Raw genomic sequence first — 25108 nt, 5'->3', positions numbered from 1 at the left:
TTGTTTTTTTGTGATAACATTATCACAAAAATAATTAATTATATATTAATATATTTCATATAATACAAAAAAATACTTATAGTAATATAAATATATTTATTTTTGTATCCTTTGTATTTTTTATTTTTATAACATCTGTAAAAAAGCAGGATTTTTATAAAATGGAAGTTTATGAAAAAATAAATTTTTTCTTAAAAGATAAAAAAATATCAAAAAAAGAGTTTGCGCAAAGATTGATAGCATTAGAACCAAAATTGAAAAATACAAATGAAATACCGTCTCGAAATAGCATATATGCCTATCTGAATGGCAGAATAGGGATGAAAATAGAACTTATTCCATATGTGGCAGAGGTGTTAGATATACCTGAACAATTGCTTTTTGATGACACTCAAAGAGCTAGAAAAAAATTCTTGAAATATATTTTAGAAACTTTATCAAGCGAAGAAAAAGATATATTAAAAACAAAAATATGCAATGAAAAATCCAATAAACAGATACCTATAGATAGATTCTATAAAATTCAAGATCTTTTGATTTATGCTCCTGAAATATTTTTAGATAAACTTGAAACATTACTAAAAGAGTATAAAGAGTTGTCATATAAATTTGGTTAAAAAGATAGTTTATTGCACTCTTTAGTGCATTTTAACTATTTGGAACCCAAGTTAAAAAATAGGTAACATAGCTAGTCTTTTTGCGCTGAGGTTAATGACTACTCAAACTCTTCAAGACAAGATGCCGACCCTTCCGATACTCTGCAATATTTTGATTCTTTATCAAAGGAAATCATGTATGGGCGTTGTGTCATGTCAAGCGTTGCACCGACTTTGGCTATCTCTTTGAGTGCTTTGAGTGTACTTGGTTTTGCTTTGACGCTATCTGTGTCTATTATCTCTTCATCAATCATTACTTCTATAAGCGCTTCTTTTGGGTTTGATGACTCTAAAATATAGTGCATTGTCTTTTCGGATTCAATGCGGGGCAGTCTATATAAAAAGATATAGTAAGTGTTTGAAAGTTGAAGCATCTTATTTTCATAAATTTTTTTCATAAGAGCACGGGAGTATCTGCACAGCGGATCTACAAAAACATAAACTTTTGTCGCATCTCCGGTACCAAATACAATTGCATGACGCTCAATCGCTTCAAGTTCGGCTTTTGTCTTTAATTTCGTATCTACAATTTCTGCACCCAAAAGATTAAAAACAATTAAATAAAGAAGTAGTAAAAATTTCATATTCTAGCTCCTTAGGTTTTTGGGAGTCCGAATTTTTGCATAATCAGTTCACCCTCTTCATTGAAAAAAAGATAGTAAAGCCGGTCTTTTTTTACACTCAGACCTGCCAAGTATCTAAGTGCCAAATTTGCCTGTAGCGAGGCGATATGCATAACGATTGGTGCTGCGATTCCTGCTGGTGTTTGCAATGAAATTTTAAAGGCATCCCTAAAAGAGGACTCCTCAAAAAAACAGACCTGTCCGTGAAATGCTTCGACACTTCCGTAAATCCAAGGCAGATTTTTGCTTTTGCAGTAGTCGTCTATTTGACCTCGTGTTGGGAGATTGTCTGTTGCGTCGATAATCAAATCAACGGTTATGTTTTTTTGAGAGAATGTTTCAAAATCGCACTGATGGGAGATAGCATTTACAAATGGGCATCTCTGCTCTATAAGTTCTGCATTTAACGCGGCTTTGCTTTTGCCCTCATCGCCGATTTTAAAAGCGATTTGGCGGTGGATGTTGTGGATGGAGACCGTATCAAAATCGACTAGATGTATCTCACCGATACCGCTAGAACCGAGCGCAAAAGCAAGGGAGCTTCCAAGCCCTCCTGCTCCGATGACGGCTATCTTTTTGTTTTGCAGCGCATCTTGTCTCTCTTTGCCCCAAAGCTGTATCTGCCTGTGAAAATACTCTATCATAGGGAGCTTCTTTTGTGCAGTGCATCTCTAAAACCCCACGCTTTTCTTGCACGCACTACCTCTGTATGGCTCATATCGACAATCATAAGCTCCTCTTTATTGCCAAGATGCTCCAAAAGTTCACCGTTTGGAGAAGCAAGAAGTGAATCGCCGTAAAAATTCCAAACATGCTCTTTGTCGGCATATTCACCGATTCTGTTTGCTCTTAAAATGTAGCAGTTATGGGTAAATGCACGTGAGAGTATAAGCGTTTTCCATCTCTCATAAGAGTCAAACGTGGAGACACTCGGAAGCAAGATACAATCCACCCCTTTTGCTGCAATCTCGCTAAACATCGTATCAAAGTGGAGTTCAAATCCGCTCAATAGCGCAAACTTGAAGCCATCTACTTTAAATATCATAGGAGAATAGAGCGGTTTTGGCGTGTTGGCAAAAAACTTCTCCTCGCTCCAATGCGGGTAGTTGATAAGAATTTGCTGCTCATAGTAAGAGGTGGAAGAGGGGGAAAACTTTGCTATGGTTTTGTAAACTTTACCTTTTTTGACAACTGCCAAAGGCGCTACTATGGTTATGTCATAGGTATGTGCCATCTCTTTTAAAACTTTTGCCTGATGCTTCGCCTGCTCATCAATCATGCTGGAGGAGAGTTCTTGAAGTTCTTTGAAAAAAGGGTTTAGGATATATTCGCCCAAAAGCAGCAGTTTGATATTTTGTTTTGAGGCGATGCGGATATAGTTATATAGTTTTGTCGAACTCATCCCTTGCGCACTGAGTTGAAGTACGGCGGCTCTCATTGTTTGCTCTTTATCTCGTTGATTTTTATCTCTGCTTCTTCAAGCATCTTTTGGGCAGTGGCTAGTTCACTCATCCCTTGCTCATACGCTTTGAGGCTCTCTTGAAGTGTAATCTCGGGATTCATAAGAGTTTCTAAAACTTTCTTCGCACTCTCCAGTTTTGATTCAAAGCCTTCTGTTTCTTTAGCCATTTAAAATATCCTTTACATACTCTTCAAATTTCTCGACTTCTACCAAAAATGCGTCATGCCCGTAGTCGCTCTCTATATCGACATAGGTGTAGTTAGTGTTGCCGATTTTTGCAAGTGCATCGCCAATCTCTTTCATCTCAAAGTTTTTAAAAAGCTGGTCGTTGCTAAAACTCATAAGATGGAGTTCGCATGTTATCTTTTTAAGCGCCTCTCCAAGCGAATCAAATCCACGTGAGATGTCGTAGATATTGATAGCTTTTGTGATGTAGAGATACGAGAGCGGGTCAAACCATTTAGTAAAGTTGTAACCGTTATACTCCAAAAAAAGCTCCACTTGAAACTTGCCAAAAAGCTCGTAAAGTCCATCTGTGTTTTTGTACTCTCTGCCAAACTTGCTCTGCATCGACTCATACGATAAAAAGCTGATAAATCCTGCCATTCTGCCCACTGCCATACCTGAGAGACCGTTTTCTTTTATGGTTTGACTGTCATAATAGCCGCCTTTAAAATCAGGGTCTTTAAGGATAGCTTCTTGCGCTACTTTGTTAAATGCTATTGCCCAAGGCTGGGTTGCGTGTGTCGTTGCCATAGAGATGATTTTGGATGCAAAGTTTGGATAGTGAATCGCAAAAAGAAGTGCCTGCATGCCGCCCATCGAACCGCCGATTATAGCATGAACATTGTGTATGCCGAGTTTGTCAAAAAGGATTCTTTGAGCTTTTACCATATCTTTGATGGTAATAACCGGAAATTTGTAGCGGTATGGGTTGTGGTGCGGATGTTGCGGGCTCATAGGACCGGTGGAACCAAAACAGCTTCCTATAACGTTTGTGCAGATAACAAAGTATTTGTCGGTATCGACTGCTTTGCCTGAACCGATGAGATTATCCCACCATCCCGCTTTTTTATCGCCCTCATAAGTCCCCGCACAGTGGTGTGAACCTGTGAGTGCGTGGCAGATAACTATAACATTGCTCTTGTCATCATTTAGCTCTCCATAAGTCTCATACGCTATGTCATAAGGCTCTAAAATACGCCCGCTCTCAAGGTAGAGCGGGTTTGTAAAGTGTTCGGTATATGTTTTGAGGTTGAGTGACAACGCTACGCCTCTAAAGCTTGTTTCATGTCTGCTATAAGATCACTTGCACTCTCTAGTCCGCATGAGATGCGGATAAGTCCGGCAGGAACGCCGCATGCCGCCAACTCTTCGTCACTTAACTGCTGATGCGTTGTTGAAGCAGGATGAGTGATAATGGATTTAGAATCGCCGATGTTGACCACTAAAGAGTAGAGTTTTGTTGCATTTACTATTTTTGTTGCTTCCTCAAGAGATGCTACTTCAAAACTGAGCAGCCCGCTGCATAAACCGCCTTCAAAATATTTTTGTGTATTTTTGTAGTTTGCATTGCTCTTTAGCCCCGGATAGTTTACTTTTTTTACTTTTGGATGTGACTCTAAAAACTCTGCAAGTGCGAGGGCATTTTTAGAGTGCTCTTGCATGCGCAGAAAGAGTGTTTCCATCCCTTGAATAAAGAGCCATGAGTTAAAAGGAGACAAAACAGCCCCCAAATCACGTGCAAGTGAAAGTCTTGCTCTAAGCGTATATGGCGGAAGATTTGTATCTACATACACAAGTCCGTGGTATGATGCGTCCGGTTTGTTGAAATGCTCATAGCGAGGGTTTGTGCGAAGTTTTGAAACCAAATCTTCTCTTTCTACTAAAATCCCTCCGATAGCAAGACCCTGTCCTGTTGTGTATTTGCTTGCACTATGAACCGTGATATCGGCTCCATGCTTAAACGGACGGCATAAAATCGGCGTTGCAACCGTGTTGTCAACTACCGTGAGGATACCGTGTCTGTTTGCAATAGCAGTAATGGCTTCAATGTCTGCTACGTCTATACTCGGATTTGTCAGTGACTCAAAAAATATAACTTTTGTTTTTTCATCTATGAGAGCTTCAAGAGATGCCATGTCGTGTACATCAAAGTATCTTGCCTCAATGCCAAAACGTTTTAGTGTGTGCGTGTTTAGCGTCAAACTTCCGCCATAAAGCTGTTTTGCACAAACGATATTGTCTCCGGACTCGGCAGCATTTGCGATAGCAAAAAAGATAGCACTCATGCCGCTTGAGGTGGCAAGTGCAGCCGCACCGCCCTCTAAGGCTGCAAATCTTTTTTCAAAAACATCTGTAGTCGGATTGTTTAGGCGTGTGTAGATGTTGCCTAACTCTTTGAGTGAAAAGAGATTTGCAGCGTGCTGTACGTCACGAAACTCATACGCTGTTGTCTGGTAGATGGGAACAACCATCGTTCCTTGTGAATCTTTTGTGTAACCCTCGTGCAGTGCTATCGTTTGCAAATCCATATTGCTCACCCTTGACTTAAATATTATCTGATGTTACGCGCTAAAACGAACAAGTCCGTTTTAGCGGGAGGGACTAAAGTCCCTTCCAACCCCCTAAAGCTACGAAAAACATAGTTTTTCGAGAATCATATGGTGTCTTACGCCCCTTTTCATAAAAGTGCGTAACATCAAATACTAAAAGGTATTTTAGCGAAAATGGTTTAATCTTCGTTTTAATGATATATTTTTAGTGTTTTAAACCTTTTGCCCACTCTTCCATTACCTTGTTTAACTCTTCTCTTGGTGGCTCCATAAAGTCTATAACGATTTTATCTTCAAACTCACAAACACCGATGCTTCTAGGACGTGCCGCTAAAATTTTTGTATTAGGGATGGTTTGTCCAAAACAGAAGATGATATTTTGCGCATCCTCTAAGCCATCCATCATCGAACCGCCGAGATTTTTTGTATGTGTGTAATGGTCAAAAACAGCGATAAACTGCGCAATCGGGTGATTTTGAATCTTCTCTTTAAAATACTCAACAACATCTTTTGCAGTTGCAACTCTCATTTCGCTCTTCGCAAACTCAATACTGTAAACCGGGTACTTATCCATAAATATACTTTTTTTCACTCTGCTTCCTTTGAAATTTTATTGGTAAACGTAACTACTCTTGAATACAAATTTCGCCCTTTCTTATATGCAAAATCGTCTGATAAGCAACAATAATAACTATAACCGTTGCTGCACCAAGCATCACATAAGAGAGGAGTTGTAAAAACAGTGAACCTCTCTCATGAAATATCAACATGGAGCTTATCGCCATGGCAGCGATTGGGAAGACAAACGCCCACCATGAGATAAAAAACTTGATACGAATAAAATTTTTGTACATAAATAGAACCAAAAGTGTAAAAAATAGTGCCAGATTAAAGAGAAAAAGCGCAAAAGTATCGATGACGCCAAACATTTTAAAGTAAGCGATAAAGCCTACGGCAGGGGGCGCAATAAGGATAAAGAGTGTCGGCATAAATTTGACGGCGAGTTGGTGGTGAAAGATGATGCGATTGAGAAGTACGGCAAAAAGTATAATCCAAAAGAACATACCAACGCTAAAAAAGTAGAGCAATAAGCCAATATCAACAAAGCCGACACCTGCTACAGGAATCAAAACATTACCGACTATAGGGATAAACCAAGCAGGATTGGAGTGGTCAAGCTGTTGATTTTTGTTTATCCAAAAGGCTATAGTGTGCATAGTGAGATAGAAGTGTAAAAGTGTCCCCGGATACCAAAAAATGGCACTTATGGTAGGAAAACTTTCTTTGTAAATAATGGATAACATAAGCATAGAGATGGAGACGGCAGCAAAAAAATTAACACGCACAGGATGAGAAAATTCATTGGCAACTGCCATCTTGTATTTGAAGAATTTTTTGAGATATACAAGTGAAACAACTGCAAAAACAGCAGTTGTCAAAACCATGAAAACCTCACCAAAAAGAGCAGAGAAATCAAGCCAAAGAGCTGCTTTTTGGTAAGTTATGGTTAACCCGCTCAAACCCATAACAATAGCATACATCATGATAGGAAAAAATTTCAACCTATTTTTTTCTTGACTATTTTCCATCATACAACCTTTTATTATCTAAAATTATAATATTAATAAATTTTACTATCTTTTCTTAAGAAAGTCAATAAAACATGGGTAATGTTGTGTATTTTTGGTTTTAAAAAAAAGAAATAGGAGAGTTTTTGGGCATAAAAAATTTTATGCCCGTAATGAAAGGTTATATGTGGTAGTTTGGAGCTTCTTGCGTGATGATAACATCGTGAACATGGCTCTCTTTGAGACCTGCACTTGTTATTTCTACAAACTCTGCTTTTTCCCAAAAAGTCTGGATATCTTTGCTTCCGCAGTAACCCATAGAAGAGCGAAGCCCACCCATCATCTGATGTACTATACCGGCGATGCTTCCACGAAACGGTACACGCCCCTCGATGCCTTCAGGTACAAGTTTGTCCGCTGCCGTTCCCTCTTGGAAATATCTGTCGTTTGACCCTTTTTGCATAGCCCCGATGCTTCCCATGCCACGGTAAGATTTGTACTGGCGACCTTGAAACATGATAGTCTCACCAGGAGACTCTTCCGTTCCTGCTAAAAGTGAACCTGCCATGATGCAGCTTGCTCCAACTGCAAGAGCTTTTGCGATGTCGCCTGAGTATTTTATACCGCCGTCTGCAATGACGGGAACGCCATGTTTGCGTGCTGCCTCTGCACACTCTGCAATAGCCGAGATTTGCGGTACGCCCACACCTGCAACGATGCGGGTTGTGCAGATAGACCCTGGTCCGATACCGACTTTTACGCCATCGGCTCCGGCTTGAATAAGAGCTTCAACAGCTTCCGCAGTAGCGATATTTCCGGCAATAACATCCACTTCCATTGTCTCTTTTATCTTTTTGACAGTATCTAAGATACCTTTTGAGTGTCCATGTGCAGAGTCAAGAACCAAAACATCCACTCCTGCATCTACAAGTGCCTTTGCGCGGTCAAGTTGTCCAACGCCGATGGCTGCACCAACCACAAGTCTGCCAAAAGCATCTTTGTTTGAGTGCGGATACTCAATGCGTTTTTTGATATCTTTGATAGTTACAAGTCCTTTTAAAAACCCGTCATCATCAATAATCGGGAGTTTTTCAATCTTGTTTTGGTGCATGATGTCTGCAGCTTCATCAAGTGAAATCCCTTTTTTTGCAGTGATAAGAGGCATTTTAGTCATCACTTCATCCGCACGTTTGCTCATGTCTTTTTGAAAGCGCATATCACGGTTTGTAAGGATACCAAGAAGTTTGTTGTGTGCGTCTATAACGGGAACTCCGGAGATTTTGAACTCTTCCATAAGCGCATTTGCCTCTGCAAGCGTAGCATCAGGATGTACATAGATAGGATCAATGATGACACCGCTTTCAGATTTTTTCACTTTTTTGACTTGTTTACACTGTGTCTCAATGTCCATATTTTTATGGATGATACCTATGCCGCCAAGTCTTGCCATAGCAATCGCCGCACGGTATTCGGTAACGGTATCCATAGCAGCGGAGACCATAGGGATTTTAAGAGAGATATTGCGGGAGAGTTTTGTCTCTAAAGAGACCTCTTTTGGTAAAACTTCGGAATATTTTGGTACAAGGAGTACATCTTCAAATGTGAGGGCGCGTTTGCGAATTTTCATGGTTATCCTTTTAGAGTTTAAAAGTTTTTATGTTGCTATAAAAATTCTGTGGATTATACTTTTTTTGTGGTTAAAAAGAGGTAAAGCCGTGGTAATAAAATGGAGATAGAAAGTTGGTATAATGGGAAAAAATAAAATGAGAGCCGTGCAATGGAGTCAAGAATATTATTTGTATCTGTAGAGATACCAAAAATCATCACAAAAAATGACCTTGAAAAAGAGTTTCCGGGCTTAATCCTTACAACCATAGAGAAATCGCTTGTCGGTGAAACAACAAACGGTAAATTTATTTTTGCTTCCTCTTTTGGTGTAATTACATTTTGCAACTTTAACCATGAAGAGATAAAGTCGTTTCTACATAGGCTTAAAATCAAAGAAGCGCCTCACTACCAAACGGCACTTATAAATCAAGACTACCCTATGGTTGTAGATACTCTTTGCGACAAACCGCTTATCGATACACACACCATCAAATACAACAAATTTAACAAATCGGTTGCTTCCATCATATCGCTTGCGCTCTCTCAAAGCGTGGGTTTGGAGATAAGAGAAAAGTCGCTTGAAGCCAAGATGCTTGAGAGTAAAAAACTTTACGATAAGATAGAAAATATAAAAGCAAAAGATAGAAAAAACCTTATGGGTTTTGCGGGTGCAATAGCAAAAGAGAGGTTTGAAATACTGAGTCAGCTCTATCTTTTGGACAAACCCGATATTATCTGGGATGATTTGGAGCTTGAATCACTTTACAATCAGCTTGCCATGCAGTTGGAGTTAAAACCAAGATTTGATGTTATCGAGTACAAAATCTCGTTTTTGAAAGATTCGGTTGAGTTTATAACAGACAGAGTCAACCAAAAATCGAGCGAATTTTTAGAGTGGATTATCATCTGGCTTATCGGAGTGGAGATACTTTTTTCAACTTATGAGTATATAATCAAACCTAATTTTTAAAAGTCAGTTTTCGTTTATCTTTCCGATAGCGCATGAGATGAAACTTTTGGCTTTAAGTCCGCCTTTTGTAAATGCTCCCAACTCTTCATCTTCCATAGGATAGCCAAGAGATTTCATTTTTTTGCGAAAACTCTTTTCTGGCTCCTCATCTTTTATTTCAAGCGTAACAACTCTAGGTTCTTGCATCAAGTCAACATCAACAGCTCCAAATTCCTCTTTTAATGCCTCTTTTATAGTGTTGGCACATCCGACACATTTGATATTTTGAACTCTGAAGCTCTTTTGCATGACTAAGCCTTTTTTATAGAATTTGTCTATTTTTGGTAGTTTATAGCTTTCTCCAAACTAAGTGCCCCATCAAATAGCGTCTGCTCTTCATAAGCGTTTGCGATTAGCTGAAGTCCTATCGGCATCCCCTCAGAGCTTTTTGAAACAGGCACAGAGATAGCAGGAAGTCCTGCTAGATTTACACTTATGGTGTACAAGTCGCTTAGGTACATCTCCATCGGAGTTGACAGCTCACCAAACTTGTTTGCAGTTGTCGGTGCGACCGGTGAGAGAATAAGATCTACATTTTCAAAGATTTTTGAGTATTGGTCTTTGATGAGGTGTCTTGTTTTTTGTGCTTTTACATAGTAGGCTTCATAGTATCCGCTTGAGAGTACAAAGTTTCCAAGCAAAATACGGCGTTTTACTTCGTCACCAAAACCTTGACTTCTTGTTTGAACAAATGTGTCGTTTAGGTCTTTTCCGCTAACTCTGCTTCCATAGCGGATACCGTCATATCTGGCTAGGTTTGTAGTAGCTTCCGCAGTTGCAGTTATGTAGTAGGCAGAAATATCATATTTTGCGTCCATAAGTTCTCGTTCAACTATCTCATGTCCTGCTTTTTTTAGAGCTTCTATCGCCAAAGTGTAGGCTTGTTTCACATCCCCGCTTGCATTTTCTATATGTTTTGGTAAAACGGCTATTTTTAGTTTGCGATTAGGGTTTAGGTTGTCACATACTTTGTCATTTTTGTTTGCACTCGTAGAGTCTTTCTCGTCATGTCCGCTGATGATGTCGTATAAAATCGCTGCATCTTCTACGGTTTGTGTCATCGGTCCTATCTGGTCAAGTGACGAAGCATAAGCTCCCAAACCATAACGGCTCACTCTGCCGTAAGTCGGTTTCATACCAACTATACCGCAAAAAGAGGCAGGTTGACGGATGCTCCCGCCAGTATCGCTCCCAAGAGCCGCAATAGCAAGACCCGCCGCAACCGCAGCCGCACTTCCGCCTGAGCTTCCACCAGGAACGCAATCTCTGTTGTGAGGATTTAGGGTTTTGCCATAAAAGCTAGACTCCGTTGTACTTCCCATAGCAAATTCGTCCATATTTGTTCTGCCAAAAGGGCTTAGTCCGCTAGCGAGCATCTTCTTGATTACAGTAGCGTTATACGGAGCTACATATCCTTGAAGTATGTTTGAGCCAGAGGTAACAGACCAATCTTTTACTTGAATATTGTCTTTTATAGCGATAGGAACTCCGCTACCTACATTGTTTACATCTATATAAGCGTTTAAATCACTATTTACCTTAATTTTTGCTTTTAACTCATCTTTTAATTTTGCTAACTCATCTTTGTTTAGTTTTAATGCTTCTTTTAACGTAATCACTACTCTTCCTATCTTTAGAGGTGTTTTTTATAAATTATTTTGTGCATTATAGCAAAATGTGTCTGTTTTTTCTTTTCTGGCTCCCAAGTTCCACTTTGGAATGTGTATGTGAACAGAAAATAATCAACCAAGATATAGACTCCAAGGCGCAGTATGGGAGAGGAATTATATTTTTTGTTACTGATGGTTAATGATGATTTAATTTAAAACAAGTTGGCATTTTGGATATTTAGATGGAGCGATGTTATGAAGTTACTAAAAATAGTTGCATTAAGCGGGTTGTTGTGTTTACAATCAAATGGTGAAAGTATGAAAGAGGCAAGATTGATTTATGATGGTTATAGTGCGCAAGAGATTGCCAAGGCTACATCTGAAGAACTGGCAAAAACAGCGCCAATGCGAGTAGATGTGGCCTCTTATATTATCTCTTCAACGCATATCGATTCAACTGTAGTTGTAAACACTATAATTGAGGAAAAGGCTTTAATTGACATAACTCGCATAGATATTCAAAAAATGACGAAAAAAGAGAAGGGTAAATTTGCCAACGAGTTGATAGAAAGTATGAAGAAATTACAGCTAAATTCTATCTGTACCACTCCTATGACAAGAGTCGCTCTGGAAAAAGGGGTAAATTATAAATATTTGTATAGATGGGATAATTTTACCTATCTCGGTGAGATTGATATAGATAACAAAGATTGTGTAAATAGCAAATTATAGATGTAAAACAAATCAATATAGAAATGTTTTGTTATATATTTGTTTAGCTTCTGTCTTTCCAGTAGTTTGGTTTTCTATGAAGTTGCATAACAGCTAAAATAATAATTTCATTATCTCTTTGAAAATAGATTATTCAAATGGAAACCTGTTTGTTAAACATCTTCTTATGTCTCCATCTAGTTTTTGCCAGGCAGTTGGATATTCTAAAATTCTTTGGATTGTTTTTTGAACTTCATATGCAAATTCTGCACCAAGTCCATCTTGACACTCTTGATAATAATCAACTGAAGTATTAATTCAAGTTCAGCGTCTGGGTGGAAAGAGTAGGTCATTTATGAGCGGAGTCTTTGAGATATTTTTTTAAAAACTTCATTTCCATCAACTAGTGTAACGGAATTTGATTCAATCTCTTGTTTTCTTTTGTTGGCTTCTTTTATCCATAGCCTATCTATTTGACTGTTTAAAGGAGTAATACTAGCTAATATTTTATCAACCATCTTAGCTTTCAAATCTATTGGTAAAATATCTATCTCATAAAAAAGTTGTTCTTGCTTTAAGGCTAACATATCAAACTTCGATTTTAAATATATACAATTATATCAAAATCAAATGACTTTTATGGAATTTTCTCGTTTAAAAAGTTCCACCTAGGAATGCATATATCTAAAACAAATCAATAAACAACATTTGGTAAAGTATGTTTTCCATTCCATTTTCCCTTTGTCCACTCAATTTTTTGAGCTTTTCCTGTGAGTGAATCTATACTTTTTAAAGTAGTCAGCCCTATTGATTTCTCGACTTTTTCCCTAGCTTGACAAATGCTACGCCGATACCTACTATGGCAAATATGACAGCTATGGTAGATGCTATAAATGTAAAAGATACGGGCTGGGTAAAATCAGCCATTTAGTACCTTTGAACATCTTTCGCATGTGTGCTCTTCGTCTATTGATTGGTACTTCCAGCATCTAGGGCATTTTGAAGCGGATGCTTTTTGTATAACAAAGATATCTCCATCAACATCAAATTTTCCAAGTTCTTCTACTATTTCTGTGTGAGATATACCTGAAACTACAAACCAATCCTCTGCTGCGGTTTTGTCCATTGCGGCAATTTTTGCGGATTCTGTTACTAAAATAAGCTCTAAAGTATTTTTGATAACCTTCTCTTTTTTAAGCCCATCAACTATCTCATAAAACTTCTCTCTTGCACCATTCATATATGCAGCGTCAAAAGTAAAATCAACGCTCTTAATGCTCTCGTGAGCAAAGTCGAAAATATCCTCTTTGCCTCCTTTTAAAAACGCAGGAAGATGCTCTGTTATCTCATCTGCCGTGTATGTCAAAATCGGAGCGATGAGTGTGAGAAGAGAGCGAACAATAAGAGCCATGGCGCTTTGGCTTGAGGTTCTTCTTGGGTCATTTTTAGCATCACAGTATAGAGAGTCTTTTGTTATGTCGATGTAGATACCGCTTAACTCGTTTACTATAAAGTTATTGAGCATGCTCATACCGTGAACAAAGTTGTAGCCGTTAAAAGATTTATAAACAGCGTCAAGCACAGTTTTTGCTTCGCCGAGTATCCATTTGTCAAGCTCACCCATCTCATTGTATGGGGTGAGGCTCTCTAGGTCGCTGATATTTGCAAGCATAATTCTAAAAGTATTTCTAAGTTTGCGGTAGTTCTCAGCACTCTGTTTTAGGATGTTTTGAGAGATTTTAAGATCCCCTTGATAATCGCTTGACGCAACCCAAAGACGAAGGATCTCACTGCCGTACTCTTTTAAAACTGCATCCGGTGCGACAACATTGCCCTTTGACTTGGACATTTTCTCACCTTTCTCATCAACGGTGAAACCATGAGTTAAAACCATCTTATATGGAGCTTTATGTTCAACTGCCGTACTTAAAAACATAGATGACTGGAACCATCCTCTATGCTGGTCGCTTCCCTCTAAGTAAAGGTCTGCTTGATACTCTCCTGCATCATAATTGCGGGATTTTAAAACACTATACCATGTAGAGCCGCTGTCAAACCATACGTCAAGTATATCTGTTACTTTTTCAAGCTCATCTGCCTTAAAGCCTGCACCCGGATAGAGTAGCTCTTCTATGGACATTGAGTACCATGCATCACTTCCATGCATATCAAAAATCATAGCAACAAAATTTAAGACTTTTTCATCAAGCAGGACTTCACCGGTAGCCTTTACTCTAAAAAATGCTATCGGTACTCCCCAGTCTCTCTGACGGGAGATACACCAGTCAGGGCGGTTTTCAACCATGCTTCTTAGTCTATTTTTACCGCTCTCAGGGAAAAATAGAGTTTTTTCAACCTCATTAAGGGCTATCTCTCTTAGTGTTTTATCTTCACCCTTTGGAGTTCCGTCAACTGAGATAAACCACTGCTTTGTCGCTCTAAATATAAGAGGTGTGTGGCTTCTCCAGCAGTGTGGGTAAGAGTGGGTAAATTTGCTTACTTTTAGTACGCTCTCACCCATCATCTCGATTAGTTCATCGTTTGATTTGAAGATGTGGCGACCGACAAAGTTTTCTCCATTTGGAATAAGCCCTAAACCTACCACACTCTCGTCAAAACATCCTGTTTCATCTACGGGCATGATAACTTCCAAGTCATAAGCAAGTCCGATACGGTAGTCATCCTCCCCATGACCCGGAGCCGTATGTACACATCCAGTTCCGCTGTCCATAAGAACATGCTCACCCAGAACAATGCGGGAAGTTCTGCCATTTAGAGGGTTTAGGGCTAAAAGATTTTCAAACTCTTTGGCTTTAAAGGTTTTTGCTATATCCCCACTTAAGATATCTTGCTCCCTTAAAGACCCCAAAAGCTCTTTTGCAACGATATAGCCTGTTGTTGTAAGCACATACTCTTCGTTTGGATTTATAGATATTCCCGTATTTGCAGGAATTGTCCAAGGCGTTGTCGTCCAAATAACAAGTGCAGCCTTAGTATTTATGCCAAGTTTGCTTTTCGCATCATTATTTAGTTCAAAAGCCACAAAAATAGAGTGCGACTCTTTGTTTTCATACTCTACTTCTGCTTCGGCAAGTGCGGTTCTCTCAGCCCATGACCAAAATACGGGTTTGCTTCTCTCTATAAGAAGCCCCTTTTTAGCGACATTGCAAAGTGTACGGTAGATATTTGCCTCAAACTTAAAATCCATGGTAACATAGGGATTTTCCCAGTCTGCTATGACACCGAGTTTTTTAAACTCTTCTCTCTGGATGTTTATAAACTCCGATGCATGAGCACGGCAAAGCTCTCTGATTTTGGCAGTCTCAAGCAGCTCTTTTTTCTGTTTTCCGCCGAGTTTTTTCTCAACCTGCTGCTCAATCGGCAGACCGTGACAATCCCAACCCGGAGTAAAACGTACAGACTTACCGCTAAAATAGTTATGTTTTATGATGATATCTTTTAAGATTTTATTGAGAGCATGTCCGATGTGCGTGTGACCGTTTGCGTATGGAGGACCGTCATGAAGAGTGAAACTTTGCGCATCTTTGCGGTTTTTCTTCATTTTTTCATAGACTTTTTTCTCATCCCATGAAGCATATCTTTTTGGTTCGTTGTTTATGAGATTGCCTCGCATCTCAAATTTTGTAGTAGGTAAAAGGAGTGTATCTTTGTAATCCATATCTGTTCCAAATCATAGAAAATTTCTGGATTATATCTCTTAAGCGTTTAAAAGCCACTTTAATGTAATATAATTGCCAAAATCAACTTTTCAAAGGCACTCTCATCATGAAACTTCATCTTGTTTTCATCGGCAATAAGTTTGTACATAATGCACCGCTTCGGGAGTATGTCATGAGAAAAATAGAGCAAAAAACAGACTTTATCCACTCCATCACTTTTTTTAAGGAGAGCGATAATTCACTCTTTTTATATCTTGACAAAGAGTTAAATAGTCATAAAAGACAGATTATAGTAACAACAAAACAGCACTTCTCAACCATCGGCAAGCTTCTTTGTACGGTCACCGGAGACAATCAAATCTTAAAAGAGGATATGCTGATTCCCTCAAACTCCTCTGTTTTTGAGGATGGAAGCTATCTTTTGGAGTATAAGGATTCTATAACAAATGTAGTTCACATGGATGAGATGCAGAAATTTCCGGAAATTTTGCTTGATATTGAGGACTCTAAAGCAACAATGCATCTTTTTGAAGAAGACAAAGAGAGTGCCATGGCAATGCTCCTGCCCATAGCACAGATGTATGATCTCAAGATTGATATTGTAAGTTTGATTGATGAGTGGCTACAGGTTAATGTAAGGAGTAAAAAGTATGGAAATATATCTAAGTTTATTGCCTCTGCAAAACAGCTTCTTCCAAATAAACTTATAGCGGCGTCAAATATGCCAAGCTATATCATAGAAAAAATATCATCTTGCGGTAAAAAAATTGCTTTTGCGGAGAGTTGTACAGGTGGATTGCTAACCTGCTATTTTACAAAACATAACGGAGTGTCAAAGATTTTTGAAGGTGCTCTTATAACATATTCAAACAACATGAAAGAGAATTGGCTTGGGGTGAATGGCAAAACACTTGAAGAGTATGGTGCGGTTAGCAATGAAGTTGTTGCTGAGATGAGCGAGGGTGCCATGAATGTGAGCAATGCTGATTATACTATCTCAATAAGCGGCATTGCAGGTGAAGGAGGCGGGACTCTCTATAAGCCGGTAGGTACGGTTTTTATAAGCGTAAGAAGTAAAGGGCTGCATAAAGAGAGCCGCCTTCATCTAAAAGGAGATAGAAACTATATACAGCAGCAAAGTGTGCTTTTTGCTGTAAAAATGCTGCTTTTGCTTGATAAAGAGACTTTTTTTTAAAATTTGTTCCTTTTTTTCTTGACAATTAAAACCTATTTGCCTATAATTTCGTCCTCTAAACAAATAGAGGGTATGTCTTGTTAGCTCAGCCGGTAGAGCATCTCACTTTTAATGAGGTGGCCGATGGTTCGAATCCATCACAGGACACCATTTTTTAAATGCGCAGCGGTAGTTCAGTTGGTTAGAATACCTGCCTGTCACGCAGGGGGTCGCGGGTTCGAGCCCCGTCCGCTGCGCCATTTAGTCTAATTTTAAAATGGGCGTTTAGCTCAGTTGGTAGAGCGCTACCCTTACAAGGTAGATGTCACAAGTTCGAGTCTTGTAATGCCCACCATTTTAAACCTTTTGTTGAATGAAAGTGACCCTTTCGTCTAGTGGCCAAGGACACTATCACTTCATGGTAGGGACAGAGGTTCAAATCCTTTAGGGGTCGCCATCTTAGTTGGTGTTTACAGTTATAAAAATGGGCGTTTAGCTCAGTTGGTAGAGCGCTACCCTTACAAGGTAGATGTCACAAGTTCGAGTCTTGTAATGCCCACCATTTTTTGATTGTAGTGTGTTAAATTTCAGATTTATTAAAATTTATCTTACTAGTACAAAAAATCCTTTTTAAATGCGCAGCGGTAGTTCAGTTGGTTAGAATACCTGCCTGTCACGCAGGGGGTCGCGGGTTCGAGCCCCGTCCGCTGCGCCATTTTATCCCACGCCCATTGACAAATCAGAATTTTTAGAGAAAACTCTTTGTTCCACGCCCGTCATACATGTCTTTATATCTAAACGTAATGAGATTTTGCATAATCGCAAATAGAATCATAAAGTTGATAAAGCTGCTTCCCCCATAACTAAACATAGGCAAAGGAACTCCAACAACAGGGGCAAATCCTATGGTCATAGAGATATTTACCCCCATATAGATAAAAATCATAAATGCAATGGCTATGGTTACAACTTTTATAAAATAATCACTATTGAAGATGCTTAGGCTCATGAGATGCAGGATAAGCAAAGCATATAGCAAGATAACACCCATTGCGCCTAAAAATCCGGTTCTCTCAACCAAAAAAGCAAAGATAAAATCGCTTGTTGCAATAGGTAAAAAACGCATCTGTGTCTGTGTCGCATCTTCTTTGGATTTACCGTTCCATCCGCCTGAACCAATGGCGATAATAGACTGCTGCACATGGTAGGACGGTTTTTCGCTTACAAAATCATGGATTCTTGTCCTTTGGTAGTCGTGAAGTAAAAATTGGTAGGCAATCGGCGAAAAAAGCAGAATCCCACCAACTAAAAATGCCCATATTTTCCAGTAAACACCGATATAAAATAGCACCCCAAAACCTATAAGAAGAAGCACAAGGGCAGTGCCTAAATCAGGCTCTTTTGCTATAAGAATAAAAGGCAGCAAAATATAGAAACTGATTTTTAGAAATTCTTTGAGTTTGTATCCGTTCATTGGCGGAGGCGATTTGTTGATGAGATAGGCAAGCATTAAAATTAAGGCGGGTTTTACAAATTCTGATGGCTGAATAGTGGCGTTAATAAAAGGTATATCTATCCATCTTTGTGCGCCCAGCCTTGCATGCCCAAAAAACTCAACCATAAAAAGAAGAAAGATGCTAATCCAGTAGATAAAAGGAATAAGCCAGTTCATTCTACGAATGGGAAGTAAAAAAACGGCTAGAAATGTTAATGCCGCAACCCCTATATAAGCCAGCTGTTTTTGCGCAAGTGCCGGAACGGCTTCTCCTATAAGCCAGTTGGATGTAAGCACAAGAGGAATAATTAAGATAATGGAAAATATATCAAATTGTGCTAAAATGCGGTTATCAATTCTCCACAAATTTTAAACTCCATAAAAATTTAGAAATTGTATCATAAAGGTTTATAATGAATGGAACACAAACTTATATTTGCGATAATGTAGAGCGTCTTGATACGTTTCTTGCATCGCAGATAGGTCAAAGTCGTTCACAGATTGCACAGCTTATTTTAAAAGAGTCTGTTCTTGTGGACGGCAAGATTGTTTCACGTGCAGGGGTTAAACTTAAAGAGAATCAAATTGTTACGGTAAATTTGCCTGATGCCAAAATGCAACCTGCACTAGAGATAGATTTTAGCGTTGAGGTTCTTTATGAAGATGATGATGTGTTGGTTATTAATAAGCCAAGCGGATTGACCGTGCATCCTGCTCCAAGCGTTAAAGAAGCGACACTGGTTGACTGGCTTAAGCATAAAGGGATTCGCCTCTCAACGCTCAGCGGAGATGAGAGACACGGAATCGTGCATAGGCTTGACAAAGGTACCAGCGGTGCAATGGTTATAGCTAAAAATAATGCGTCACATGAGTTTTTATCCAACCAACTTCAAGATAAAAGCATGGGAAGGTATTACTTAGCCGTTGTTAATCCACCGCTTAAAGAAGATATGGTTGCAGTGGAATGCCCTATCGCCAGAAGTCCGCACAATAGACTTAAGATGGCATGTTTGGAGCATGGAAAATATGCAAAAACTCTTTTTAAAGCATTGGCGTTATCAAAAGATGAAAAAAATCAGCTTATTGCATGTAAGCTTTTTACGGGAAGAACACATCAAATCCGTGTTCATTTAGAGAAGATAAATCGCCATATCGTGGGAGATCATATTTATGCTCAAAGCCCAAAACTAGAGAAATCGGAACGTATTTTGCTTCATGCGTACAGCATATACTTTATACACCCGACGACAAAAAAACAGGTATCTTTTGTAGCGCCTTTGGATAAGGAGACAAAAGAGTACGTTAGCAAAAAATTTAATACGGAGCAGATAGATGAAGTTACAGACATTAGCAACATTGTACGCGGTTTCGCTACTTATTTTTAGTGGATGCAGTGGTACGGTTCCTGTACCTAAAAAAGAGACGATTATTGATACTACTTTACCGATGGTAGAGCTTACGCCAAATGGTACAATAATAGATACAAATTCGATAGCTCTTGAGTGGAAAGCGATTGATGACCAAAGAGTAGAGGGTGTTTATATCTATAGAACCATAGTCGGTCAAGACGATAGCAAGAAGGACGCATACTACGATACTGTTGCCAGCCGTTTTTCAACACACTATCTTGATACAAATATAGAGCCAAATAAACGCTATAGCTACTATTTTAAAACATATAGTACAAAAGCGGAATCACAAAAAAGTGCGGCAACGGTTATTGCTTCTCTTCCTGAGTTGGAATCTGTTATTTGGATTCACAGCAGACAGGGAATGCCAAGAAGCGCCAAAGTTATATGGCGTCCGCATGCAAATGAGAAAGTTAAATCCTATATTGTTCAAAGACGAACTCTTGAAAGCAGTAAGTGGACTGATATAGCAACGGTGGACGGACGTTTGAATGCAGAATATATCGATACCGAGTTAAAAGATAATTTTACCTATATATATCGTATTCGGGTAAAAACATTTGATGGAATTATTTCCAAGCCAAGTCAGGAAGTTACCGTTTTAACAAAAGAGCTTCCTGCCCAAATTATGCAGGTAGTAGCTTCTACTGATATACCGAAGAAGATAGAAGTTAACTGGAAAAAAAGTGAAACAGTTGACTTTTTGATGTACAGAGTTTACAGATCTGGAAGCATTAATGGAAGTTATGAACTGCTTGCTGAAACAAAGTCAAACTCTTATGTTGATATGGTAAAAGAGGATGGTCAAGAGTATTTTTATAGAGTGAGTGTTGTAGATAGAGATAAACTGGAGAGCATTAACTCAAATTACAGTGCACTTGGAAGAACATTGGTAAAGCCTGCTGCTCCTTCACTTGCAGAAGCGAAATATGTAAACGGACAGGTAAAACTCTCTTGGATTAGTACTGATTCTAGGGCAAAAAGCTACATAGTGCAGAAGAAATCAAGTAAAAGTTTTTTTGAGAGCTCAATTGAAGATTTTCAAAATATAAAAGGAAATCAATTTATAGACTCCAATGTGCAGAATGAGAAAACTTACTATTATAAGATATTTGCCGTAGATGCAAATGGGATTAAATCAGAGCCTAGTATAGAGATTAAGATGATAATCGAAGACAAAAATATGGTTCCAAAAAAGAGAGAACCTGCTGTCATTGAGAGAGAAGTTGAGCAAAAAAGCACTGTTAAGCAGCCGCCAGTAGCCGCACCTGTTGAAGAGGTGATTATCCCTATGAAAGATTTTAACTAAACGAGAATTAATGCCGCATTTACATATAAAAGAGTTTAAAGAGATAGAGTTTCCATCTTCTGCAGATGGAGTCTCTTTCTATTTTATGGCAAAAAACACATCATACCAGGAGGAAAAGCTCATCTCTGTCAAAGTAGATGAAGATGATTTTTTTTTGTTGGTAATTGATGAAGAGGGTAAGAAACTTCTAAAAAGCGATAAGCTTACAAGACCGACTTCTGTCTATAATGTACATAAAGCACTTCTATCTTACGCACATCTCTCCGGAATGGACGTTGTCGCATCCAATGTACCTCATCACCAAAAAAATATCCATCTTAGAGAAGTAACAGCTCTTAAAGATATAACTTATTTTGCAGAAAATTTTCCGGAAAATAAAAAAATCCGTATAGAGGTTGGTTTTGGTTCGGGTCGTCACTTGCTTCATCAAGCCTCTAAAAATCCAGATGTTTTATTTATTGGGATAGAGATTCACACCCCCTCTATTGAACAGGTTTTAAAGCAAATCACAATCCAAAATCTTAATAATATTTTGGTGCTCAACTATGATGCAAGACTTTTTATGGAGCTTGTTCCATCCAATATTGTAGAGAAAATTTATGTTCATTTTCCTGTTCCATGGGATAAGAAACCACACAGAAGAGTTATCTCAAGCGCATTTGTTGAAGAAGCAAGGCGTATTTTAAATGTAGGTGGAACGCTAGAGCTTAGAACGGACAGTGAAAACTACTATTCATACTCTTATGAGACATTTATAGCCCTAAACAGAACCACACTTCATATCAATAAAAACAAAGATATTGCAGTTACGAGCAAGTATGAAGATAGGTGGAAAAAGATGGAAAAAAACATCTATGACCTAACTATGATAAACGATGAGGAGTCTTTGGAGCTTTTGCTTGAGGGAGATTTTGATTTTTCTACAGTGCGACTAAAACCGCAAGAGATACTGGACTTTTACAAAACTGTCAAAAAATTTGATGGAGGTTTTCTTAATTTTGAGAGAAGCTACACCCTTGAAGATGGGGTTATGCTGCGTCTTTCTATGGGAAGTTTTGATAAGCCCGAACATGTATATGTAATCATCAGAGGCGAAAGCGCACATTACTATCCAAAAAAACCGCTCAAATCAAGAAGCAATCTTTTGGCACATAAATTTTTAAGCGAGGCGCTTCATGGATAAAGTTATTATCGCTCAAGACCTCTCTTTGGCATATTCTAACAATGAAACCATTATCAATAAAGCAAGTTTCTCCATAAACTCCGGCGATTTTGTCTTTATTACAGGAGCAAGCGGAAGCGGGAAGTCAACGCTTCTCAAGTCTCTTTATGGAGCGCTCAAGCCTAAGCAAGGTTCTCTTGTAGTCGGCGGTGTTGAGCTTAAAGCCATTTCACGTTCAAAACTTAATTTTTTAAGAAGGCATATGGGAATTGTTTTTCAAGATTATAAACTTGTCAAAGAGTGGACAATAGAAAAAAATATTATGCTTCCTCTGTTGATAAACGGCTATCTTAAAAATGTTGCTCAAGATCAGGTTGAGAAACTTTTAAAACATGTTCGCCTTAATCATCAAATAGGAAAGTATCCGCTAGAACTAAGCGGCGGAGAGCAGCAAAGAGTTGCCATGGCAAGAGCGCTTGCGCACAATCCTATTTTGATTATGGCGGATGAGCCTACAGGAAACCTTGATGAGTACTCTTCACAACTTATTTGGAATCTTTTAGAAGGTGCAAATAATCAACTCAAAACAACAGTTATTGTCGTTACGCATAATATTCCAAAAAATCTGAACGTTGATTATAAACATTTTCACATAGAATATGGAAACATACATGAAATCAGTTAGAAATCACCTCTCGCTTGTTGTTGCACTTTTAAGCATACTTTTTTCAATGCAGCTTTTTTTTATTGTTGAGCGTTCTATTGATGCCTATAAGGTGAAGCTTTCACAAAATTACTCTGTAATTGCAGTAAGCAAGGAGGAGTTAAGCAGTGATGCATTTTCCAAAATCAATAAAATTATATCTCAAGCCCAAGAGATTGCTCCTGATTCTGTTATAAAGAAATTGAGCAGTGATATGAAGAGTACAAATATAGAGCTTTTAAAATTGACATTGCCAAAATTTTATAAACTATCATTAAAGCACTATCCTTCGCCGGATGAGATAAAAAAGCTAAAAAGTGACTTGCTTGCTCACAATGCAATAACAAAGGTAGAGGATTTTGCTCATACCCACGATACCATTTATAAGCTTTTGCTTCTTTTTAAAAATGTAGTGACGCTTTTTTCGAGCGTTGTGCTTGTCGTAACACTTCTGCTTATCTTTAAAGAGTTGAGAATATGGCAGTATAAGCATAATGAACGCATGAGTATTATGGGGCTTTTTGGTGCTGCTCTTTGGCTGCGCTCTGCTGTGCTTTTTAGACTTGCAATTGTTGATGCGCTTATAGCAAGCTTTGTTTCATTTGGTGTTTTTGCTTATCTCTCTTCCTATCCTTGGGTACTTGAGCAATTTAGAAATATTGGCATTGAAGTTGTTGTGTTTAATCCTGTTGATGATTCTTTGATGATTTTGGGTGTTTCAGTAATGATTTCGATTATTTTGGCATCTTTGATTGTTTTAGGGCATAAAGAAGAGGCATGATTCGTTTACTTCCTTTTTTCCTGCTTATTCCATTTTCTTTAATGGCAAAGACAAGTGTAGATACAAAAATAGAAAAAACAAGCTCAGAGATAGGCGTTTACGCAAAGACACAAGAGCTTATCAGTCAAAAAATGGATGAGACCGCACAAGCAATTATCTCTCATGAAAAAGAGATTGCCCATCAGCAGCAAATTCTTAAAAAACTTCAGGATGAACTTGTAGAAAAAGAGGGAAGTTATGATACAAATGTTGAAGAGATTAAATCTCTAAAAGGTGTTCAAGAGAGCTTAAGAAAAAACAGCAATGAGCTAGAGGAGGAGTTGGTTTTTACTATCGCACAAAGCGTCTCTTTATCTGTTATTTTAGAAGAGGAGTATAGTGCAAGTGAAGAATCGCTTATTGAGTATGAAGTTTTGCAAAGTATGCTAAAGAGTGCAAAAGTAAAAATCAAAGAGCTTAATAAAGAGTTTCATGAAAATTCTAAAAACATAGATGTTTTAAATCAGCATGTTAGCGTAATAGAGAGTGCCATAGCCTCTATTGATGCAAAAAGAAAAGAGATTAAAAAGACACAAGAGGCAAATATTGAGTCGCTCAAAAATTTAAAAATTGCAAGAGAGTCTTATAAAAAAGAGTTAAAAGAGATTTTAAATAAGCAGGATTCTCTAAAAAAAACATTGGCAAATCTTAATATTATAAAGATAGATGAACTCTCAAAAGCTCAGGAAGAGGCTCAAAGAGCAGAAGCGTTTGATTCAAAGGAGAGTATCTCAAATGACAATTTGCCAAAAGTAAAAACACATGGAAGCAGTTACCAAGCCGTAAAAACAAAACTCTATGTCGGAGAAAAAACTATACCGCCTTTTGAACCATATAAAATCACAAAGCAGTATGGAAACTATACGGACCCTATCTATGGTATCAAAGTTTTCAATGAATCTATCTCTTTAAAGCCAAATCAGCCAAACGAGAAAGTTAAAACAGTGTTTAACGGTAAAGTTATCTATGCAGATAAAACACCTGTTTTAAATAATATTGTCATTGTTGAGCATGATAATGGACTTCATACTATCTATGCAAATCTCTCTCAGATAGCACCGGATATAGAAAAAGGAAAAAAAGTAAGAAAGGGTTCTGTGATAGGAAGGATAGGCGATGAGCTCATTTTTGAAGTAACGCAAAAATCATTTCATATAAATCCGGTTGCTCTGTTTCAGTAATATTTTTGATATATTCCATATAATTTTATTTAATTTTTTTTGTTTATTTTTTGATAAGCTATGATAAAATAGTGAAAAATATGGATAAGACGAGGATATAACGATGGATATGGAAAGAGATTTGGATAATCACAGAAATAATGTTATGTACTATAATCAGCTTTTGCGTGACAATAAGGCAAAAAGCAAGCTGAAGAGTGATTCTTATGGGGCAACATCCTTTTCCCAAAAAAAAGTGGATATTAGCGAGCCACTTGCAGATTCCCGCAAACAACCAATAATTTAAGCTAATTTAAATTTTAAAAAGCCTTTTGAAATCATGTAAATGTTATAATTTTTTACCACAAAAATAATACAAAACATCAATCAAATA

The 25108-nt window shown here is 38.1% G+C and carries 26 protein-coding genes and 6 tRNA genes; 17 read left to right on the top strand and 15 right to left on the bottom strand.

The features are described 5' to 3' along the window. Nucleotides 1–161 precede the first annotated feature (161 nt). Nucleotides 162–617, top strand: a complete 456-nt coding sequence (locus tag PHY84_RS03350) for a hypothetical protein (RefSeq protein ID WP_299857728.1) — start codon at nt 162–164, stop codon at nt 615–617. A 98-nt stretch (nt 618–715) separates the two neighbouring features. Here the strand turns inward: PHY84_RS03350 and PHY84_RS03345 are convergent, their stop codons facing one another. From PHY84_RS03345 to guaB, 9 genes are all read right to left on the bottom strand, one after another. Continuing rightward, nucleotides 716–1240: a hypothetical protein gene (locus tag PHY84_RS03345; protein WP_299857726.1), complete on the bottom strand. Its 525-nt coding sequence runs from the start codon at nt 1238–1240 to the stop codon at nt 716–718. A gap of 11 nt (nt 1241–1251) precedes the next feature. Then, nucleotides 1252–1923, bottom strand: a complete 672-nt coding sequence (locus PHY84_RS03340; RefSeq protein ID WP_299857724.1) for a ThiF family adenylyltransferase — start codon at nt 1921–1923, stop codon at nt 1252–1254. Next, on the bottom strand, nt 1920–2717 hold the full coding sequence (locus PHY84_RS03335; protein ID WP_299857722.1) for a carbon-nitrogen hydrolase family protein: 798 nt from the start codon (nt 2715–2717) through the stop codon (nt 1920–1922). The genes PHY84_RS03340 and PHY84_RS03335 overlap by 4 nt, the downstream gene beginning before the upstream one ends. Next, nucleotides 2714–2908 (bottom strand): exodeoxyribonuclease VII small subunit, encoded by a 195-nt coding sequence (gene xseB, locus PHY84_RS03330; RefSeq protein ID WP_299857720.1) that lies wholly within the window; start codon nt 2906–2908, stop codon nt 2714–2716. The genes PHY84_RS03335 and xseB overlap by 4 nt, the downstream gene beginning before the upstream one ends. Next, nucleotides 2901–4007 (bottom strand): homoserine O-acetyltransferase, encoded by a 1107-nt coding sequence (locus PHY84_RS03325; protein ID WP_299857717.1) that lies wholly within the window; start codon nt 4005–4007, stop codon nt 2901–2903. The genes xseB and PHY84_RS03325 overlap by 8 nt, the downstream gene beginning before the upstream one ends. A gap of 2 nt (nt 4008–4009) precedes the next feature. After that, on the bottom strand, nt 4010–5275 hold the full coding sequence (locus PHY84_RS03320; RefSeq protein WP_299857715.1) for an O-acetylhomoserine aminocarboxypropyltransferase/cysteine synthase family protein: 1266 nt from the start codon (nt 5273–5275) through the stop codon (nt 4010–4012). Nucleotides 5276–5501: 226 nt separating this feature from the next. Next, nucleotides 5502–5888 carry a DUF6858 family protein gene (locus PHY84_RS03315; protein ID WP_299857713.1) on the bottom strand — a complete coding sequence of 129 codons (387 nt, stop codon included), beginning with the start codon at nt 5886–5888 and terminating at the stop codon, nt 5502–5504. Nucleotides 5889–5922: 34 nt separating this feature from the next. After that, entirely contained in the window at nt 5923–6885 is a 963-nt protein-coding gene (locus PHY84_RS03310) for an SLAC1 anion channel family protein (protein WP_299857711.1), read from the bottom strand. 160 nt (nt 6886–7045) lie between these two features. Then, nucleotides 7046–8491, bottom strand: a complete 1446-nt coding sequence (guaB, locus tag PHY84_RS03305; protein WP_299857709.1) for an IMP dehydrogenase — start codon at nt 8489–8491, stop codon at nt 7046–7048. 150 nt (nt 8492–8641) lie between these two features. On the opposite strand from guaB, the gene PHY84_RS03300 reads away from it, so the two are divergent. Continuing rightward, complete coding sequence (locus PHY84_RS03300) at nt 8642–9442, top strand: RMD1 family protein (RefSeq protein WP_299857707.1); 801 nt, start codon at nt 8642–8644, stop codon at nt 9440–9442. 3 nt (nt 9443–9445) lie between these two features. On the opposite strand, the gene PHY84_RS03295 is transcribed toward PHY84_RS03300, so the two are convergent. Then, nucleotides 9446–9730, bottom strand: coding sequence for a heavy-metal-associated domain-containing protein (locus PHY84_RS03295; protein WP_299857705.1), 285 nt, complete (start codon nt 9728–9730; stop codon nt 9446–9448). A 26-nt stretch (nt 9731–9756) separates the two neighbouring features. Beyond that, nucleotides 9757–11100 (bottom strand): Asp-tRNA(Asn)/Glu-tRNA(Gln) amidotransferase subunit GatA, encoded by a 1344-nt coding sequence (gene gatA, locus PHY84_RS03290; protein ID WP_299857703.1) that lies wholly within the window; start codon nt 11098–11100, stop codon nt 9757–9759. Nucleotides 11101–11346: 246 nt separating this feature from the next. Here gatA and PHY84_RS03285 point away from each other — a divergent pair, with 246 nt between their 5' ends. After that, a complete protein-coding gene (locus PHY84_RS03285; RefSeq protein ID WP_299857701.1) occupies nt 11347–11823 on the top strand; it encodes a hypothetical protein in 477 nt (158 codons plus the stop codon). A gap of 332 nt (nt 11824–12155) precedes the next feature. On the opposite strand, the gene PHY84_RS03280 is transcribed toward PHY84_RS03285, so the two are convergent. The 3 genes from PHY84_RS03280 to ileS form a co-directional block, all read right to left on the bottom strand. Then, a complete protein-coding gene (locus PHY84_RS03280; protein WP_299857699.1) occupies nt 12156–12389 on the bottom strand; it encodes an addiction module protein in 234 nt (77 codons plus the stop codon). A 217-nt stretch (nt 12390–12606) separates the two neighbouring features. Further along, entirely contained in the window at nt 12607–12729 is a 123-nt protein-coding gene (locus PHY84_RS03275) for a hypothetical protein (RefSeq protein ID WP_299857697.1), read from the bottom strand. Then, a complete protein-coding gene (gene ileS / locus PHY84_RS03270) occupies nt 12722–15481 on the bottom strand; it encodes an isoleucine--tRNA ligase (protein ID WP_299857695.1) in 2760 nt (919 codons plus the stop codon). Before ileS ends, PHY84_RS03275 begins: the two co-directional genes overlap by 8 nt. A 107-nt stretch (nt 15482–15588) precedes the next feature. Here ileS and PHY84_RS03265 point away from each other — a divergent pair, with 107 nt between their 5' ends. The 7 genes from PHY84_RS03265 (at nt 15589) to PHY84_RS03235 (ending at nt 17371) form a co-directional block, all read left to right on the top strand. Continuing rightward, entirely contained in the window at nt 15589–16677 is a 1089-nt protein-coding gene (locus tag PHY84_RS03265) for a CinA family protein (protein ID WP_299857693.1), read from the top strand. Nucleotides 16678–16751: 74 nt separating this feature from the next. Then, nucleotides 16752–16827, top strand: a tRNA-Lys gene (locus tag PHY84_RS03260). 12 nt (nt 16828–16839) lie between these two features. After that, nucleotides 16840–16916, top strand: a tRNA-Asp gene (locus PHY84_RS03255). Between the two features lie 19 nt (nt 16917–16935). Beyond that, nucleotides 16936–17011, top strand: a tRNA-Val gene (locus PHY84_RS03250). Nucleotides 17012–17037: 26 nt separating this feature from the next. Further along, nucleotides 17038–17113 (top strand) — tRNA-Glu (locus PHY84_RS03245). Nucleotides 17114–17142: 29 nt separating this feature from the next. Next, nucleotides 17143–17218 (top strand) — tRNA-Val (locus PHY84_RS03240). A gap of 76 nt (nt 17219–17294) precedes the next feature. Then, nucleotides 17295–17371: transfer RNA gene (locus PHY84_RS03235), tRNA-Asp, on the top strand. Nucleotides 17372–17404: 33 nt separating this feature from the next. Here the strand turns inward: PHY84_RS03235 and PHY84_RS03230 are convergent. After that, nucleotides 17405–18517, bottom strand: a complete 1113-nt coding sequence (locus tag PHY84_RS03230; protein WP_299857691.1) for an FtsW/RodA/SpoVE family cell cycle protein — start codon at nt 18515–18517, stop codon at nt 17405–17407. 47 nt (nt 18518–18564) lie between these two features. On the opposite strand from PHY84_RS03230, the gene PHY84_RS03225 reads away from it, so the two are divergent. The 7 genes from PHY84_RS03225 to PHY84_RS03195 all read left to right on the top strand — a co-directional run bounded on the left by PHY84_RS03225 (nt 18565) and on the right by PHY84_RS03195 (nt 25021). Then, a complete protein-coding gene (locus PHY84_RS03225) occupies nt 18565–19536 on the top strand; it encodes an RluA family pseudouridine synthase (RefSeq protein WP_299857689.1) in 972 nt (323 codons plus the stop codon). Further along, entirely contained in the window at nt 19484–20869 is a 1386-nt protein-coding gene (locus PHY84_RS03220) for a hypothetical protein (protein ID WP_299857686.1), read from the top strand. Before PHY84_RS03225 ends, PHY84_RS03220 begins: the two co-directional genes overlap by 53 nt. Before the next feature lie 10 nt (nt 20870–20879). After that, nucleotides 20880–22052, top strand: coding sequence for a tRNA (guanosine(46)-N7)-methyltransferase TrmB (gene trmB, locus PHY84_RS03215; protein WP_299857684.1), 1173 nt, complete (start codon nt 20880–20882; stop codon nt 22050–22052). Beyond that, complete coding sequence (locus PHY84_RS03210; RefSeq protein ID WP_299857682.1) at nt 22045–22716, top strand: ABC transporter ATP-binding protein; 672 nt, start codon at nt 22045–22047, stop codon at nt 22714–22716. The genes trmB and PHY84_RS03210 overlap by 8 nt, the downstream gene beginning before the upstream one ends. Beyond that, nucleotides 22703–23515, top strand: a complete 813-nt coding sequence (locus tag PHY84_RS03205) for a cell division protein FtsX (protein WP_299857680.1) — start codon at nt 22703–22705, stop codon at nt 23513–23515. Before PHY84_RS03210 ends, PHY84_RS03205 begins: the two co-directional genes overlap by 14 nt. After that, the gene (locus PHY84_RS03200) at nt 23512–24735 is read left to right on the top strand and encodes a peptidoglycan DD-metalloendopeptidase family protein (protein WP_299857678.1); all 1224 of its coding nucleotides are present in this window, start codon (nt 23512–23514) and stop codon (nt 24733–24735) included. Before PHY84_RS03205 ends, PHY84_RS03200 begins: the two co-directional genes overlap by 4 nt. 103 nt (nt 24736–24838) lie before the next feature. Next, nucleotides 24839–25021 carry a hypothetical protein gene (locus PHY84_RS03195; RefSeq protein ID WP_299857676.1) on the top strand — a complete coding sequence of 61 codons (183 nt, stop codon included), beginning with the start codon at nt 24839–24841 and terminating at the stop codon, nt 25019–25021. Nucleotides 25022–25108 lie beyond the last annotated feature (87 nt).

The sequence above is a fragment of the Sulfurimonas sp. genome, from assembly GCF_028694605.1.
In the GTDB taxonomy this organism is placed as follows: Bacteria; Campylobacterota; Campylobacteria; order Campylobacterales; family Sulfurimonadaceae; genus Sulfurimonas.
Note: the sequence above shows the minus strand (reverse complement) of the source record. Positions and strands in the feature narration are given on the sequence as shown.